Here is a 15,893-nt window from a genome sequence, read left to right on the forward strand (position 1 = left end):
TCTCGACGATCGATGTTATTCGAGTTGCGTCAGGCCGCCTCGGCGGACTTTGCCATGGCCGTGTTCAGCGCGTCGACCAGGCCGGCGGCGGTCATCGGCTTGGACACCGCCCCGTCGAACACCCCGCCGGGGCCGCCCGGGCGGGCGTCGGCCGAGAAGGCGATGATCGGGGCGCTGGCGCTGGGGCCGCCTTCGCCGCGGATGCGCACGGCGGCCTGGGCGCCGTCCAGGCGGGGCATGCGCAGGTCCATCAGGATGGCGTCGAAGCGTTCGGCCGCGGCGGCGGCCACGCCTTCCTCGCCGTCCACGGCCTCGGTCACCTCGGCGCCCATGGCGGAGAGGATGGCGTTGACCAGTTCGCGGTTGGCCGGATTGTCGTCCACCACCAGCACCCGGCAGGCGGGCGGCAGCAGGGCGGCGGCGGCCTCCAGGGCGGACGGGGCCTCGGCGTGGGCCGTCGACGGGGCCAGCACGTCGAAGCTGAAGCAGGCGCCGCGGCCCGGAACGCTGACGACGCCGATCTGGCCGCCCATCGCCTCGACCAGGCCCTTGCAGATGGCCAAGCCCAGGCCCGTGCCGCCGTGCTTGCGCGTCAGGCCGGCGTCCACCTGCGAGAAGCGGCGGAACAGCAGGTCCACGTCTTCGGGGGCGATGCCCGGGCCGGTGTCGGCGACCGAGACGCTCAGCCGCTCCTCGGCGACGTCGTAGGCGGCCGTGACGGTGATCGATCCGGCCTCGGTGAACTTGGCGGCGTTGCCGATCAGGTTCAGCAGCACCTGGCGCAGGCGGCCGCCGTCGATCAGCAGGTCGGCGGGCAGGGTCTCCAGGCCCTCGGTGCGCAGGGCCACGCCCCGGGCCCCGGCCTCCAGGGAGAACAGGTCCAGCGCCTCCTCGATCAGCGGGGCGGGGGCGACGGGCTCGCGCTTCAGCTCCAGCTGGCCGGCCTCCAGCTTCGAGAAGTCCAGGATGTCGTTGATGGTGGTCAGCAGCGCCTTGCCGCCGCTCAGCACCCGGCCGATGAAGCGGCGGGCGTCGGTCGACAGGTCGGGCTCGTCGTCGACCAGGCGGGCGAAGCCCAGCACCGAGGTCAGCGGCGTGCGCAGCTCGTGGCTCATATTGGCCAGGAACTCGCCCTTCACCGCGGCGGCGGCCTCGGCCTCGTTGCGGGCCTCGCGCAGCTGGCGCTCCATGGCCTTCTGCTCGGTGACGTCGCGGACCACGTCGGTGATGCCGGTGATGGCGCCGGTCAGCGGATCGCGCTGCAGGCCGGGGCGGGACTCCAGCCAGATCACCTGGCCGTCTTTGCGGATGGCCCGGTACTCGACGCGGGTCGGGCCGTTGTCGTGGTGGGCCGTCATGTGGGCGATCTGCTCGACGACGATGGCGCGGATGTGCTCGCGGTCGTCGTCGTGGACGGTCATCATGCCCTCGCGGCCGACCAGCTCCTCGGGCGCGTAGCCCAGCATGGTGACGCAGGCGGGCGAGACGTACTGGATCACGCCGCGCAGGTTGCTGTGGACGATCATGTCCTGGGCGTTCTCGGCCAGCTGGCGGAAGCGGGCCTCGCTGCGGGCCGCCGCGGCGTTGGCCTCGGTCATGTCCTGCAGGATCTGGCGGCGGTGGCGCTGGATCGAGGCCACGGGCAGGCTGATGAAGATCGCCACGGCCAGGAACAGCTGCAGCACGATCGCCTGGTCGGGCGAGCCGCTGGCCAGCAGGGTGATCGGGCCGTGGCCGGCCATGGTGAAGATCACCGCGACGACGGCCACCAGGGTGGCGCTCAGCGCCGCGCCCAACACCTCCAGGCGCCAGGCGACCAGCAGCATCATGGGCGGCACGATGAACAGCACGGGGCGGGGCTGGGTGAAGACGCCGACGGTGACCACCAGCAGCAGCAGCAGGCAGACGACGCCGGAGATCGAGAGGGGACGTTCGCGCAGGTAGTGGCGCACGCGCACCAGGGCCAGCAGGCAGGGCGTGATGGTCATCAGGCCCAGGATGTCGCCCAGCGACCAGACGCCGATATTGGCCGCCAGTACACCGCCGCGCATGGCCGTGTGGATCGTGGCGGCGACCATGCCCGTGGCGATCGGCACGGCCAGGCCGCAGATCAGGGCGAAGGCGATCATGTCGCGCGCCCGGCCCAGGTCGACCTCCTGGCCGCAGATCCGGCGCATACCCCAGGCGCAGAGGAAGATCTGGACGATGTTGCAGCTGACCAGGGTGATGTTGATCGGCAGCAGGTCCTGGACGTGGGCGCCGGCGGCCAGGCCGCCCATGAGGCATCCCAGCAGGATCGCCGGCCAGTGGCGGCTGCGGCAGGACAGCAGGCAGGCCACGCCGAAACCGTTGGACAGCCAGATCGGCGCCACCTGGCCGTAGTTGCGGGGGAATTCGACGCAGAGATAGGCCAGGAGGGCGTAACCGACGGCCGCGATCATGGCCAGGGCCGCGGTCTTCAGGATGTCACCCCCGGTCCACCTGGACTTCGGCCAATCGAAATCTGGTCTTGCGGCGGTCGAAGAGGTCTCTGTCATCACCCTGCTTTCGCGGGTCGTCCAGCAATAGCTCAAGCTAAGACGATCGGCAGGGCATGAATAGATCGAAGGCCTTAAAGAACAGTGGCTTGCGGCGCGGCTCATCGCCGCGCCCCTGAGGTTGTATTCGACCTTTTACGACCCGAAACCCTCAGCCGTGACCAGGCGCGCGACTTCGGCGATCACAGCGTTGCGGCCGTCGTTGTCCAGGGTGGAGCGGCTGAGATAGGCGGTGATCAGCAGCGGCGGTTTCCCGGGCGGCCAGACCACCGCGATGTCGTTGGTGGTCCCGAACTTGTCGTCGCCCCAGCTGCCGGTCTTGTCGCCCACCTTCCAGCCCTTCTTCTTCCAATCAGCGGGCAGGCCGGCCCGCAGGCGCGCGTCGCCGGTCTGGTTGGCGACCAGCCAGTCGACCAGCTGCCGGCGCGAGGCCGGCGACAGGACGGGACCCAGGGTCAGGGCGCGCAGGGTGGCCAGCATGGCGTTGGGCGAGGTGGTGTCGTGGATTTCGCCGGGTCTGACGACATTCAGCGTGGGCTCGTATTCGTCCAGCCGGGTGACCTTGTCGCCCAGGCCCCGCACGAAGGTCGTCAGGGCGGGCGGGCCGCCGAAGGACATCAGCAGCAGGTTGGCGGCGGCGTTGTCGCTGAGCGTGACCGTCGCCTCGCACAGGGCGCCGACGGTCATGCCCTGGCCGACATGCTTCTCGGTGGCCGGGGAGTGGGCCAGCAGCACTTCGCGGCCGTAGGGGATGCGGCGGTCCAGCCGCTCCTGGCCCTGGTCCACCCGCTTGAGGATCAGGCCCGCGACCAGCGCCTTGAAGGTGCTGCACATGGCGAAACGCTCGTCGCCCCGATAGGCGAAGGTCTTGCCGGAGGCGCTGTCCAGCACCGAGACGCCCAGCCGGCCGTGGCTGCGGGCCTCCAGGGCGGCGATACCTCGGCTAATGCCGCTGGTCAGGCGCGCCGTCGCGGCCGAGGCGGCGGGCGCGGCGAAGGAGAGGGCGGGCAGGGCGGAAAGGGCCGTTAACACTTGGCGTCGGTCGATCATCGGGTCCTCCATGGCGCGCAAGATGATCGATGGGTGACCCCGCGATCAAACGATGATACTTCGCGCGAAACCCTAGAAAATTTTGGGTCAAAGGGATGGAGGGGTTTGGATGAGCCGCGCGCAACTTCCCCTCAACGCCCTGCGGGCCTTCGAGGCCTCGGCCCGCCATCTGAGCTTCACCCGCGCCGCCATAGAGCTGTGCGTGACCCAGGCCGCCGTCAGCCACCAGGTCAAGGGGCTGGAGCAGAGGCTGGGGGCGAGCCTCTTCCGCCGTCTGCCGCGCGGCCTGGCCCTGACCGACGAGGGCCTGGCCCTGCTGCCGGTGGTGCGCGACAGCTTCGACCGCATGGGCGACGTGCTGGAGCGGTTCTCGGCCGGTCGTGTGATGGAGGTGCTCAGCGTCGGGGTGGTGGGCACTTTCGCGGTGGGCTGGCTTTTGCCGCGCCTGCCGGCGTTCCGGGAGGCGCATCCGTTCGTCGACCTGCGCCTGTTCACCAACAACAACCGCATCGACATCGCCGGCGAGGGGCTGGACTGCGCCGTGCGGTTCGGCGACGGGGCCTGGCACGGCACCCAGGCCACGCCGCTGTTCGCCGCCCCGATGACGCCGCTGTGCGCCCCGGTCGTGGCCGAGCGGCTGAGGACGCCCGAGGCGCTGAAGTCCGAGATGCTGCTGCGCAGCTACCGCGCCGACGACTGGCCCGATTGGTTCGCCGCCGCCGGCCTAGCCCCGCCGCCGATCCGCGGCCCGGTGTTCGACAGCTCGTGGGTGATGGTCGAGGCGGCCATGCAGGGCGCGGGCGTGGCCCTGGCGCCGTCGATGATGTTCGCCCGCGACCTGGAGCAAGGCCGGCTGGTGCGGCCGTTCGCCCTGGAGGTGGGGGCGGGGATGTACTGGCTGACCTGGCTGAAGTCGCGGGCGGTGACGCCGGCCCTGGCGGCGTTCCGGGACTGGCTGACGGAGCAGGCCGCCTAGGATCGGGGACATGCCCTTGCGGCGTGTCCCCAACAGACGCGGTGCGAGATTTGGGGGACACGCACAAGCGCATGTCCCCGCGCGGGGCTAGGCGATCATCTCCGGATCGTTCCGCTTGAGCCACGCCGCGGCGTAGCTGCACAGCGGCACGATCTTCATCCCTTCGCCGCGCGCGGTCTGGGCGACCTGCTGCATCAGGCGGCCGGCGGCGCCGGTGCCGCGCAGGGCGGGGTCGGCCTCGACATGGGGGATCACCAGGCGGTGCCCGCTGCGCTGGTAGTCGGCGAAGGCGATCAGGCCGTCGACCTCCAGTTCGTAGCGGCTCTTGGCGGGGTTGTGGCTGAAGGCCTCGGTCATGACTCGCATATGGGCTGGACGGCGCGGGGCGCCACGGTTGTTATGGGTCTGGGGGCTAACGCGCGAAAGAGGTGGGCGATGCGGTCTCTAGCGGTGTTCGTGGCGTGCGGAACCTTGGCGGCCCTGGCCGCCTGCGGTCAGAAATCCGAGACCAAGACGGCGGAGGCGCCCAAGGCGGGAACGGCGACGACCGCCGCGCCGGCCGCGCCAGGAGCCGCCGCGCCGGCTCCGGCGGCGACCGCCCCGGCCCCGACCCAATGGCCCAAGCGCAAGCCGGGCCTGTGGACCCAGACCATGACCCTCAAGGCCCAGGGCTTCACCCGCAGCTTCCGCTTCTGCGTCGACGAGACCAGCGACGAGAAGATGGGGCTGGACACCCAGGCCGAGGACAAGCGCTGCCAGCGCAAGTCGATGACCCGCGGCGCGGACGGCGGCTGGACGGTGGTCTCGACCTGCGACATGGGGCCGGGCGGCAAGACCGAGAGCACCATCCACGTCGTCGGCGACTTCAACACCCGCTACGTCATGGACGTCACCAGCGTCACCTCGGGCGCGTCCTCCCCGGCGATGAACGGCGAGCACAAGATGGGCATGACCGCCGAATGGTCGGGGGCCTGTCCCGCCGGTTGGACCGGCGGCGACGTCGAGATGCCCGGCGGCCGGCGGATCAACCTGCTGACCAAGGCGGTCTCGGGCGGCTAGGGGCGGCCGCGCACCGCATCAGCCCAGTCTCCTGGGTCCGGACAGCCTCTACGAGGCTTCCGGGATGACACCGATTGGGTGCGTTTGGGTAGGTCGCCCTAGACCAGCTCCACCGCCATGGCGGTGGCCTCGCCGCCGCCGATGCACAGGGAGGCCAGGCCCTTCTTGCCGCCGCGCGCCTGGAGGGCCGAGATCAGGGTGCACAGGATGCGCGCGCCCGAGGCGCCGATCGGGTGGCCCAGGGCGCAGGCCCCGCCGTTGACGTTCAGCTTGTCGTCGGGGATGCCCAGCTCCTGCTGGGCGATCATGGCGACCACGGCGAAGGCCTCGTTGACCTCGAACAGGTCGACGTCGGCGACGTCCCAGCCGGCCTTCTTCAGCGCCTTCTTCATGGCCGGCACCGGGGCGGTGGTGAACAGGCCCGGCTCGTGGGCGTGGGCGGCGTGGGCGGCCACCCGGGCGACGATCGGCAGGCCCAGGCGCTTGGCCACGCTCTCGCGCGTCATGACCAGGGCGGCCGCGCCATCGCTGATCGAGGAAGAGTTGGCGGCGGTGATCCCACCGTCGCGGCTGAAGGCCGGGCGCAGGGTGGGGATCTTGGCGGCGTCGGCCTTCAGCGGCTGCTCGTCCTGGCTGACGGTCTCGACGCCCTTGCGGGTGGTGATGGTCACCGGCGTGATCTCGGCGTCGAAGGCGCCCGAGGTCACGGCCTTCTGGGCCTTGGCCAGGCCCTTGACCGCGTAGTCGTCCATGGCCTCGCGGCCGAACTGGTAGGTGGCGGCGCTGTCCTCGGCGAAGGCGCCCATCAGCTTGCCGGGGGTGTAGGCGTCCTCCAGCCCGTCCAGGTACATGCTGTCCCACATCTGGTCGTGGCCGATGCGCGCGCCCGAGCGGTGCTTGGTCAGCAGGTAGGGGGCGTTGGTCATGCTCTCCATGCCGCCGGCCACGATGATCTCGGCGCTGCCGGCCGCCAGGGCGTCGTGGGCCATGATCGCGGCCTGCATGCCGCTGCCGCACATCTTGTTGACCGTGGTGGCCTCGACCGAGAGCGGCAAGCCCGCCCCGACCGCGGCCTGGCGGGCGGGCGCCTGGCCCAGGCCCGCGGGCAGGACGCAGCCCATGAAGATCTGCTCGACCTGGTCGCCCGCGACCCCGGCCCGCTCGATCGCCGCCTTCACCGCCGTCGCGCCCAGCTCGGTGGCCTTGGCCCCGGCCAACGCCCCCTGGAACCCACCCATCGGCGTGCGGGCGAACGAGACGATGACGACCGGATCGCCAGAAGGCTTGTAGGTCTCGGACATGGTTAGGCTCCACCCTTGGGGATTTTGCGGCGGAATAAACCCTCTTTGGCGCGTCGAGCGCAAGGGTTTCGCGCAAAAAGCGGGCGACGGAGGATGCGGATATCCCGCCGTCGCCGCGCAGTGCGCAACCGAGAGAGTCAATTGCTATAAAAAACCTACTCGCGTGGGTCTGCAAAAGCAACCCTTGCATTCCCTGGCGGAAGGCTTCACCTTCGCGTGATGGGCCGTACCGCCGACTACACCAACGAACGCTGCGCCATCGCCGCCACCCTCGAGGTCGTCGGCGATCCGTGGACCCTGCTGATCCTCCGCGACGCCTTCCAGGGCGTGAAGCGGTTCGAACAGTGGCAGGAACGGCTGGGCGTGGCCCGCAACGTCCTGGCCGCCCGCCTCAAGAGCCTGGTGGCCCACGGGGTGCTGGAGCCTCGCCGCTATTCGGAGCGTCCGCCGCGCCAGGAATACGTGCTGACCCCCAAGGGGCGGGCCCTGTCGCCGGTGCTGCTGACCATGGCCGAGTGGGGCGACCAGCACGTCTACGGCGTGGGCAAGGGGCCGGTGCACTTCGTCCACAAAAAGTGCGGCTGCGACTTCCATCCCAAGCTGGCCTGCGAGGCTTGCGGCGAGATCGTCGACGGCCGCGACCTGTCCCGGGTGATCCACGAGGAACAGGCCCTGACCGTCGGCGAGGCCCTGGAGGCCTCGATCGGGATCGCCGCCGAGTGAGCTACCGCTTCCACGTCCACCGGACCAAGCCGGCCTACCGGCTGGTGACGGCGGACGGGGCGGGGTTCCCGGACGGGGCCGACCCCGAGGACTGGCGCTTCACCCTCGCGCGCCAACGCGCCGACACCGCCCCCGACGTGGCGCGGCTGGTCGACGAGACCGGCTACTGCCTGTTCAAGATCGGCCTGCGGTTCGACGAGATCGCCTGATCCCCGCGACGGGCCTGGAGCCTAGTCCTGTCGTCTTCCGAAGGACGGCTTGATCGGCGTCAGCGGCTCGGGCTCGAGCGTCGAGGCCGGTGGGTCGCCGGGTGCGCGCGGCGTGGCGGGCGGCGGGCTCGGCCCGACCGCGCCCGGGCCTGGAGCCGGCGTGGCCGCCGTGCCGTCCCGATAGCCCTCGACGAACGGCGCGCCGGGGATCTCCAGCGCATAGATGTACGTGCCTCCGCACTCGCCGGTCGCGCCGTTGGCGTAGGCCGCGGCCTTCAGGCGGCCGACGCGATCGGCGGGGAGCGCGCTCCGGGCGGCCGAGGGATCGAGCCTGGGGCCCCATTGCAGGTCGCCCAGCGTGTACCAGCCCGCGAAGACGGTTCCGCCGGCGGCGACCGGGAAGACCGGCTGGCCCAGGCAGAAGTCGACGGTGATCCCGTCCCGCCGCATGGCCGACAGGCGCCACTCGCCCGGCGGGACGGCGAAGGCCTGGACGGTGTCGTAGGTCTCGCCGTCGGCCGGAAGCCATCTGGACGGCAAGGCGGCGACGAAGGTGTCGGGCGCCGTATCGGCGGGACCGGCGTGCGTCCGCCTGAAGACCAGCTGCTGTCCGGCCTGGAGCGTCTTGCCGGACAGGCGGACGAGCACCAGGGCGGCGTCCGCCGGCGCGGCGGCGACCTGTTCGGTCTTCAGGGCCTTGATCGGCGGCGCGTCGCCGGCGGGCGGCCAGGTGAAGCTGACGGTCGTCGCGGGCTGGGTCGCCAGGCTCAGCGAAGGTTTCACGGGGCGGGCGCTGGGGGCGAACATCCGGGTCGAGCCCCAGTGGGCGTCGTTGGCGAAAGCCCGGGCGGCGGGGTTCGCCGGCCGAGGCGCGCCGACCTGGGACGAAAGCCATTCGGCCTTGGCGGCGCGCGGCAGGGCGGCCAGGCGGGCGCCCTCCGCCACGTCCACCTGGCGCACGTCCCAGCCGAGCACCACCATGCAGTTCTCGATGTTGGCCGCGTGGATGTTCTCGAAGACCATGCCGTCGTTGAACGCGCCCTTGCCGATGTCGGCCACGACCTTGACGGTGGCCGGGCCTTTAGGAGGGCCGCGGAACGACACGACGCCGGGCGGCGGGGGCGAGATGGTTCGGGCTGTCCGCTCGATGCAGCCGCGCAGCGCGGCGTCGTGGTCGGCCAAGGTCGCGCCCGCGCGGTGGAAATAGGTGTAGCCCGGCACGGTCGCCGTCAGGTCGGCCGCGAGGGCGCCGGTCGAAGCCGCCGCGAGCGCGACGGCCAGCAAACTCACGATACGCATGAAGCCCCCAAATCCCGGTCCGCAGAGTAGGGACGCTCCGCGCGGGCCGCAATATCGGCCGCCGGAGACGGCGGGCCTCGGATCCCGACGTTCGGTCGGAACCTCGACGCTTCGAATGCGTTCCAAGCCCTCGAGCGTCCAAGCCCTCGCGTGGGACGCTCGGGCGGGGGCGCCCGGTGTGCAGTGGGGTTCGCGTTGAGTGAAGCGAGGGAACGTGTCGGCGTGGTGGGTCCCGCCGGAAGCGTGTGCAAGCGGGTGTTGGACGTGCTGGGCGCGGTCCTCGTCCTGGTGTTCTTCCTACCGGTGGGCGTGCTGATGATCGCCGCGATCCGTTGCAGTCGGAGCGGGCCCGTCTTCACGTGCGAGCAGACCGTCGGCCTGGGCGGCGCGATCTTCGGCCGCTGGCGTCTTCACCGGCCGGCTGACGGCGAGACCGTATTCGACCGGGCGCTCTGGCAGGCGGGGCTGGCCGACCTGCCCTCGGCGGTCAACGTCATCGACGGCGACATGTCGCTGATCGGGCCCAGGCCGCAGTCGCCGTCGCAGTATGTCAGTTTGAGCCAGGGGCTGCCGGATTACGCGCGGCGTCTGGAGGCGCGGCCGGGGATGATCTGGCCCCGCGCCGGCGAGGGCGAGCCGTCATGGAGCGCCGAGCTGGACTATGTGGCCCGATGGTCGGTGTTCGAGGACCTGAAGGTGGCGGGGCTGTACGCGGTCCAGGGCCTGTTCCGCGAGGAACAGGGCGTCGACTAGGTCAGCCCGCGACCAGCACGACGCCGGCGATCAGGCTGGCCCAGAGCGCCAGGTTGGCCACGATCACCGTCAGGCGGGTCAAGGAAACGTGCCGGTCCTGGTGACGCTTGTCAGTATAGGCGGCGGTAGCCATGGGCCTACAACTCCGAATTCTACAGCAGCGTCAAAAAGCTTGACGGCAGCGCACAGTAGATACGCTCTAGATGCCATAAAAGTTTCGTATGTCACTCGCTCGCGACGTGAATTTTCGGTGCAGAGGGCAATTATTTTAGCGTGACTATTGGTCGGCCGACGCCGTTTTGACAGTGTCGTCAATAATGTGCTGAAAAGTGCGGCGTTTGCCGATTTTCGAGGCGTCGGCGAGCGAGGGGCGACGCCTAGAGCGCCGCCCGCTCGGTGGCCACGATGAAGCCGCCGCCCAGGACGCGCTCGGGATCGGCGGGGTCGTACAGCACGCAGGCCTGGCCGGGGGCCACGCCTTCTTCCAGCACGTCGAACACCAGGCGCGGTTCATTGTCGACCAGGGCCAGGCGGCCCGGGACGGGTTCGCGGGTCGAGCGCACGCGGGCCAGCACCGGCGCGCCGTTGGCGGCGGCCGCTTCCAGGCTGTCCTCGGCGCCCAGCCAGTTGCCTTCCTTCAGCGACAGCGCCTGGGTCAGCAGGGCCTCGCGCGGGCCGACGATGACCTGGCGCTTGTCGGCGTCGATCTTGACGACGAACAGCGGGTCGCCGACGGCGATGTTCAGGCCCCGGCGCTGGCCGATGGTGTAGCGGGTGACGCCCTCGTGCTGGCCCAGCACGCGGCCGTCCATGTGCACCATGTCGCCGGGCAGGGCGCCCTGCGGCCGGATCCGGTCGATCACCGTGGTGTACTTGCCCTCGGGCACGAAGCAGATGTCCTGGCTGTCGGGCTTGTCGGCGATGGCCAGGCCCAGCTCGGCGGCCACCAGGCGCACGGTCGGCTTGTCCATGCCGCCCAGCGGGAAGCGCAGGAAGTCCAGCTGCTCGGGCGTGGTGGCGAACAGGAAATAGCTCTGGTCCTTGGCCGGGTCGGCGGCGCGGCGCAGCTGCGGGCGGTTGCCGCCGGAAGCCGGCATGGCGCGCTGGACGTAGTGGCCGGTGGCCATGGCCTCGGCGCCCAGGTCGCGGGCCACGTCCAGCAGGTCGCGGAACTTCACAGTTTGATTGCAGCGCACGCACGGGATCGGCGTCTCGCCGCGCAGATAGGCGTCGGCGAAGTCTTCGATCACCTGCTCCTTGAAGCGGCTTTCGTAGTCCAGGACGTAGTGCGGGATGCCGATCCGCTCGGCCGCCATGCGGGCGTCCATGATGTCCTGGCCGGCGCAGCAGGCGCCCTTGCGCGAGATCGCCGCGCCGTGGTCGTAGAGCTGCAAGGTCACGCCCACCACGTCGTAGCCGGCCTTGGCCAGCAGGGCGGCGGTGACGGTGGAGTCCACCCCGCCGGACATCGCCGCGACGATCCGCGTCCCGACCGGCAGGCCCACGGCCGCGCGCGCCTGCTCGACGGCGCGGTCGAGGGCGGAGGCGGTGGTCGTGGCGGTGTCCAGAAGAGCGATGTCGGCGTCCATCGCGGCCATATAGCGGTTCAGGGCCGGTTTTGCGAGATTGCGGGTGTCGCGGGCGGTGACGCCCCCTCCGTCACGCTGCGTATTCGCATCGCGCCACCTCCCCCGTTTCACAGGTGAGGAGGATTCCAGGCGGTCTCTCCTCCCCCGTGAAACGGGGGAGGTGGCGGGCGAAGCCCGACGGAGGGGGCGTCCCTCCGCCCAGCCCTACCTCAGCACGTTCAGCAGCGACGAGTTCTGCAGGGACGCGAACACCTGGGCCGAGGCCTGGACGGCCAGCTTGGCCGATTCCAGGCGGGTGACCGCCTCGGCCATGTCGACGTCGGTGATGCCGCCGACCATGGTGGTCAGGGTGTCGGCCTGGGCCGAGAGGTCGGTCTGGGCGGTCTCGAAGCGCTTCTGGTTCAGGCCGTTCTGGGCCTGGGCGATGGTCAGGTCCTTCTTGACGGTGTCGAAGGGGGCCAGCAGGCCTTGCAGGAACTGGCTCTGGGCCTCGGTCAGCTTGCCCGTGAACGGGCCGTTGGCGTCGACATAGGCCTGGACCTGGGCGAAGGCGCCGTAGACGCCCGTGCCCAGCTTGTCGGCCAGCTGGCCCGTATCGACCGAGGTGGTGTCGTCGATGCGGTTGCTGGTGATGTACTGGTCGTTCGTGAACAGGGTGGCGATCGGCGGACCGGCGGTCAGGTCGGCCATGCTGGTGGCCGTGGTCGGCATGGTGTCGGACTTGGCCCCGGCGAACACGTAGCGGCCGTTGAACTTGCTGTTGAGACCCTGGACCACGTCGCCGAACGCGCCGTTCAGCTGCTGCATCAGGGTCTCGGCGCTGCCGGCCGCGATGGCGTTGGCGATGGCGTCGCGGGCGTCCTGGGTGGCGTCGGCGATCTGGCCGATGCCGATGTCCTGGACGTCCAGGCGGTTGGCGACCAGCGAGGTCTGGTCCAGGAAGCCGGCGACCTTGGCCTGGGCGGTCTTCATGGCCGTCAGGACCTCGGCGTTCTTGGCGTAGCCCTTCAGGTCGTTGGCGTTCTTCTGGCTGGAGACCTGTTCGCCGGCGATGTTCTGCAGCACCTGCGCGCGCATCAGGTTGCTGGTCATCACGCCGAAGTTGCCGGAGGTGGAGACGCGGGTCATGGCTTAACCTCAAACGATATTGGTGAGGACATCGAACATGTCCTTCGTCGCCTGGATCAGGCGGGCGGAGGCGTTGAACGCCTGCTGGTAGGTGGTCAGGTTGACGAGCTCCTCGTCGAGGTTGACGCCCTCCTGCGACTGGCGCTGGGCGTCGACCTCGGTCTTGACGGAGTCGGCGGCTTCCTTGCGGCTGGTGGCCGAGGCGGCCTTGCGGGCGATCGAGCCGCTGAAGTCGGCGCCGTAGTTCAGCACGCTCTTCTTGGAACCGGCCGTGTCGCCGGCGTTGGCGAAGGTGGTGGTGCTGTCGCCGGCCTTGGCCAGGGCCAGGGCGCCGCGGCCGTCGCCGACCGCCAGGGCCGGCACGCCAGCCGCCACGGTCAGGTCCAGCTTGGCGAACGGCAGCTTGGCGGGGTTGGCGTCCATGGCCGGGTCGACCGAGTAGAGGCCGCCGCGGGTGCTGCGCTCGCTCATGCCCACGCCGAACAGCTGGCTGAGCGAGGGGCCGCCGACGCCGCGCTGGGTCTTGTCCTCGACCACCGACAGGTTGACCGGGGAGGCGCTGTTGGAGGTGAAGGTCAGCTCGCCCTTCGAGCCCAGGGCGAAGGAGCCGTAGAGGCCCACGCCCGAGTTGCGCGAGTTCAGGGCGTCGATGGTTTCCTGCATCGTGCCGGTCCCCGTGGGGATCGCCACCTGGATGTCGCGGATGCGGCTGCCGTCGCCGTCGGTCAGGCGCAGGGTGATGGTCTGGCCGGGGGTGAAGCCGCTCTGGTCGCCGGCCACCATGCCGGTCTCGTAGGGCGAGTAGCCGTCCGAGCGGATGATGTCGTTCAGGCCGAAGAACTGGGAAAAGCCCTTGCCGGCCTTGCTCGAGGGCGTGGTGGCGTCGTCGACGATGGCGATGCCGTTGGTCGCGGCCGTGGTGTTCAGGCTCAGCTGCCCGTTGGCGAAGGCCGCGGTGGCCGTGCCGCCCAGGGCGGTGTTCAGCTGGGTCAGGAAGTTGGTGTTGATGAAGGCCGGGCCGGCCGCGCCGTTCACCGTCATGGTCCCGGCGCCGAAGTCGATGTCGATCCGCCGGACGATGGCGCTGTTGGGGTCGGTGATGGCGATCGTGGTCTTGCCGGTGAAGTTGGCGAAGGCCGTGTTGGCGTCCAGGCCCAGGTCCTTGCCGGTCATGCTGTTGGGCGCGGGGACCGAGCTGGCGGCGTTGGAGGCGCGGTTCATCTCCTCGGCCGCGCGGCTGACGAACTCGCCCAGCTGGTCGGAGAGGTTGGGCAGCTCGGTGTTGCGCAGCTGGAGCAGGCCCTGGATCTCGCCGTTGGTGACGGCCAGCGGCATGACCTGGCCGCCGCTGTTGGCGGTGACCACGGTGAGATAGCCGTTGGCCGGGCCCGACTGGTTGTAGGCGATCGTGGCCGGGCCGTTGCCGGCCAGGGTGACGCCCTCGCCAGAACGGACCATGACCCCGCCGTTGGCGCGGTCGCTGACCTGGATGTTCATGTAGGTCGACAGCTCGTTGATCAGTCCGCTCTGGACGTTCTCGGAGCCGGTGCCGTCCGCGCCCGCCATCTTGGCGCGGGTGATGTCGACGTTCAGGGCGTCGATCTGCTTGAGCAGGTCGTTGACCCGGTCGACGTCGGCGCCGATGCGGTTGTCGGTGTCCTTGATCTGGCTCGACAGCGACGAGGTGATGCGCTTGCTCTCGCCGAGGAAGTCCTCGACCTTGGTCACCGCGCTGCTGCGCAGCAGGGTCGAGGACGGGTCGTCCACGGCCATGGAGAAGGCGGCGTAGACGTCGTCCAGGGTGGCGAAGAAGTTGTCGGTCGCGCTGGGGTCGCCGAACAGCTTCTGGGCGTTGTCCATGGCGGTCGCGATCGCGCCCGTGCGCCCGGAGTCCGAAGCGCCGTTCAGGCTGGCGGCGGCCATGAACTTGTCGGTGGCCCGCTTGATGGCGTCGATGTTGACGCCCACGCCCATGCCGTTCGACACCAGGTTCGACTGGGCGATCGTCTTGCGGACGTAACCGGCGGTGTTGATGTTGGCGATGTTGTCGGAAACGACGCGCAAGCCGGTCTGGCTGGCCATCATCCCCGAGGTCGCGACGTTCAAGATGGTGTTCAACGACATGGTCTATTCTCCGGCCAGCTCGGCAAACCACGAACGGCACGACGCGACCTTGCCCGGCGAAAACTGCCGGGCGTTGCGGGGTTCGACCCCTTCGGCGATGTGCAAGCCATTGAAACTCATGGCAATTCGTTCCTGACGTCGAGCGAGCGACAAGAACGTATGCGCAAGGAGGGCGCCAACTGCGGGTGGGACGCGACGACGCGGCAAGCCTGGTCCCGTTAACCCTGTTTGGCCCGGCAAAAAACGCCGTGGTCGGCCTATCCGAAGTCGTAAATGCAAGATTAAAATCAAATAAAACAACACCTTATGGCGTCGGCACGAGTTGGCCCGGCGGTTGCTGAGGGATGGCCGGATCAAGGCGTGTCCTCTTCGGGCCGCCATCCTCCGTGGACCCAATCGACGCATGACCGCGATCGCTGCACCCACTTCCGTCCTGCCCCAGGCCCCGGCGATCGCCGGCGGCTATGACAAGGACGCGGCCGACGGCTTCGGCGCCCTGCTGGCCCAGGCCGGCGGCGCCAACGCCGCGAACGACAAGGCCCCCGCGCGAGACGCCGGCAAGGCCGCCGACAAGGCCGCGGACCGCGCGCAAGACAATAAAGCCTCCAGCGCCAAGGCCGCCGACGCCAAGGCCGATGCGAAGGCCGACAAGGCCGATCGCGCCGCCGACGCTTCGGACAAGGCCGGCGACGCCAAGCCGCCCACCAAGGTCGCCGACGCCGACCAGCGCGACGCCAAGGCCTCGGACGCCCCGACCGCCGACAGCAAGACCGACGCCAAGAGCGACGCCGACACGACCGTCGACGACGGCCAGGCGGCCGACGCGACCACCGGCCAGGCCGACGCCGCCGCCCTGGCGGCCGCCGCGGCCCTGATCGCCGCCATGCAGGCGCCGACGACCCAGACCGTGAAGACCGACGCCGCCGCCGACGCGACCGCGACGGCCGGCCAGGCTCCCGTCGCCGCCGACACCGTCTTCGCCCCGGTCGTCGCCCAGACCGCCGCCGCCCAGGAAACCGCCGTTCCCGCCGCCGCCGGGGCGACGGACGCCGCCGAGACCGCTCCGGTCCTCGACCTGCCGCAGACGCCGGCCGCCTCGGCCGCCGAGCTGGCCGCCGCCGCCGCGGCCGCCGCCAAGGCCAAGA

General features: G+C 70.2%; 14 protein-coding genes and 1 pseudogene. 6 read left to right on the top strand and 9 right to left on the bottom strand.

Annotation, left to right across the window (positions count from 1 at the left end; all coding sequences use genetic code 11):
* Window positions 1–29: 29 nt before the first annotated feature.
* Both WAE60_RS11310 and bla read right to left on the bottom strand, forming a co-directional pair.
* Window positions 30–2,537: an MASE1 domain-containing protein gene (locus WAE60_RS11310; RefSeq protein WP_337686484.1), complete on the bottom strand. Its 2,508-nt coding sequence runs from the start codon at window positions 2,535–2,537 to the stop codon at window positions 30–32.
* A 135-nt stretch (window positions 2,538–2,672) separates the two neighbouring features.
* On the bottom strand, window positions 2,673–3,587 hold the full coding sequence (gene bla / locus WAE60_RS11315; RefSeq protein ID WP_337686486.1) for a class A beta-lactamase: 915 nt from the start codon (window positions 3,585–3,587) through the stop codon (window positions 2,673–2,675).
* Window positions 3,588–3,696: 109 nt separating this feature from the next.
* On the opposite strand from bla, the gene WAE60_RS11320 reads away from it, so the two are divergent.
* Window positions 3,697–4,563 carry a LysR family transcriptional regulator gene (locus tag WAE60_RS11320; RefSeq protein ID WP_029914126.1) on the top strand — a complete coding sequence of 289 codons (867 nt, stop codon included), beginning with the start codon at window positions 3,697–3,699 and terminating at the stop codon, window positions 4,561–4,563.
* A gap of 87 nt (window positions 4,564–4,650) precedes the next feature.
* Here the strand turns inward: WAE60_RS11320 and WAE60_RS11325 are convergent, their stop codons facing one another.
* Window positions 4,651–4,920, bottom strand: coding sequence for a GNAT family N-acetyltransferase (locus WAE60_RS11325; RefSeq protein WP_029914124.1), 270 nt, complete (start codon window positions 4,918–4,920; stop codon window positions 4,651–4,653).
* 78 nt (window positions 4,921–4,998) lie between these two features.
* Here WAE60_RS11325 and WAE60_RS11330 point away from each other — a divergent pair, with 78 nt between their 5' ends.
* Window positions 4,999–5,622, top strand: coding sequence for a DUF3617 family protein (locus WAE60_RS11330; RefSeq protein ID WP_029914122.1), 624 nt, complete (start codon window positions 4,999–5,001; stop codon window positions 5,620–5,622).
* Between the two features lie 98 nt (window positions 5,623–5,720).
* Here the strand turns inward: WAE60_RS11330 and WAE60_RS11335 are convergent, their stop codons facing one another.
* On the bottom strand, window positions 5,721–6,923 hold the full coding sequence (locus WAE60_RS11335; protein WP_029914120.1) for an acetyl-CoA C-acyltransferase: 1,203 nt from the start codon (window positions 6,921–6,923) through the stop codon (window positions 5,721–5,723).
* A 219-nt stretch (window positions 6,924–7,142) separates the two neighbouring features.
* On the opposite strand from WAE60_RS11335, the gene WAE60_RS11340 reads away from it, so the two are divergent.
* On the top strand, window positions 7,143–7,646 hold the full coding sequence (locus tag WAE60_RS11340; protein ID WP_029914117.1) for a helix-turn-helix domain-containing protein: 504 nt from the start codon (window positions 7,143–7,145) through the stop codon (window positions 7,644–7,646).
* Window positions 7,643–7,855: a hypothetical protein gene (locus WAE60_RS11345; protein ID WP_337686489.1), complete on the top strand. Its 213-nt coding sequence runs from the start codon at window positions 7,643–7,645 to the stop codon at window positions 7,853–7,855. The genes WAE60_RS11340 and WAE60_RS11345 overlap by 4 nt, the downstream gene beginning before the upstream one ends.
* Before the next feature lie 21 nt (window positions 7,856–7,876).
* On the opposite strand, the gene WAE60_RS11350 is transcribed toward WAE60_RS11345, so the two are convergent.
* Window positions 7,877–9,154 carry a hypothetical protein gene (locus tag WAE60_RS11350; protein ID WP_337686490.1) on the bottom strand — a complete coding sequence of 426 codons (1,278 nt, stop codon included), beginning with the start codon at window positions 9,152–9,154 and terminating at the stop codon, window positions 7,877–7,879.
* Window positions 9,155–9,376: 222 nt separating this feature from the next.
* On the opposite strand from WAE60_RS11350, the gene WAE60_RS11355 reads away from it, so the two are divergent.
* The gene (locus tag WAE60_RS11355; RefSeq protein WP_231499487.1) at window positions 9,377–9,907 is read left to right on the top strand and encodes a sugar transferase; all 531 of its coding nucleotides are present in this window, start codon (window positions 9,377–9,379) and stop codon (window positions 9,905–9,907) included.
* Between the two features lies 1 nt (window position 9,908).
* On the opposite strand, the gene WAE60_RS11360 is transcribed toward WAE60_RS11355, so the two are convergent.
* From WAE60_RS11360 to flgK, 4 genes are all read right to left on the bottom strand, one after another.
* Window positions 9,909–10,040 (bottom strand): hypothetical protein, encoded by a 132-nt coding sequence (locus WAE60_RS11360; RefSeq protein ID WP_255347301.1) that lies wholly within the window; start codon window positions 10,038–10,040, stop codon window positions 9,909–9,911.
* Between the two features lie 244 nt (window positions 10,041–10,284).
* Window positions 10,285–11,496, bottom strand: a complete 1,212-nt coding sequence (gene mnmA, locus WAE60_RS11365) for a tRNA 2-thiouridine(34) synthase MnmA (RefSeq protein ID WP_337686499.1) — start codon at window positions 11,494–11,496, stop codon at window positions 10,285–10,287.
* A gap of 204 nt (window positions 11,497–11,700) precedes the next feature.
* Window positions 11,701–12,624 (bottom strand): flagellin, encoded by a 924-nt coding sequence (locus WAE60_RS11370; RefSeq protein ID WP_029914106.1) that lies wholly within the window; start codon window positions 12,622–12,624, stop codon window positions 11,701–11,703.
* Between the two features lie 9 nt (window positions 12,625–12,633).
* Complete coding sequence (flgK, locus tag WAE60_RS11375; RefSeq protein ID WP_337686492.1) at window positions 12,634–14,748, bottom strand: flagellar hook-associated protein FlgK; 2,115 nt, start codon at window positions 14,746–14,748, stop codon at window positions 12,634–12,636.
* A gap of 403 nt (window positions 14,749–15,151) precedes the next feature.
* Here flgK and WAE60_RS11380 point away from each other — a divergent pair.
* Window positions 15,152–15,893 (top strand): annotated as a pseudogene (locus WAE60_RS11380) (flagellar hook-length control protein FliK); the annotation flags it as partial.

It is taken from the genome of Caulobacter sp. CCG-8 (genome assembly GCF_037402475.1).
Classification (GTDB): domain Bacteria; phylum Pseudomonadota; class Alphaproteobacteria; order Caulobacterales; family Caulobacteraceae; genus Caulobacter.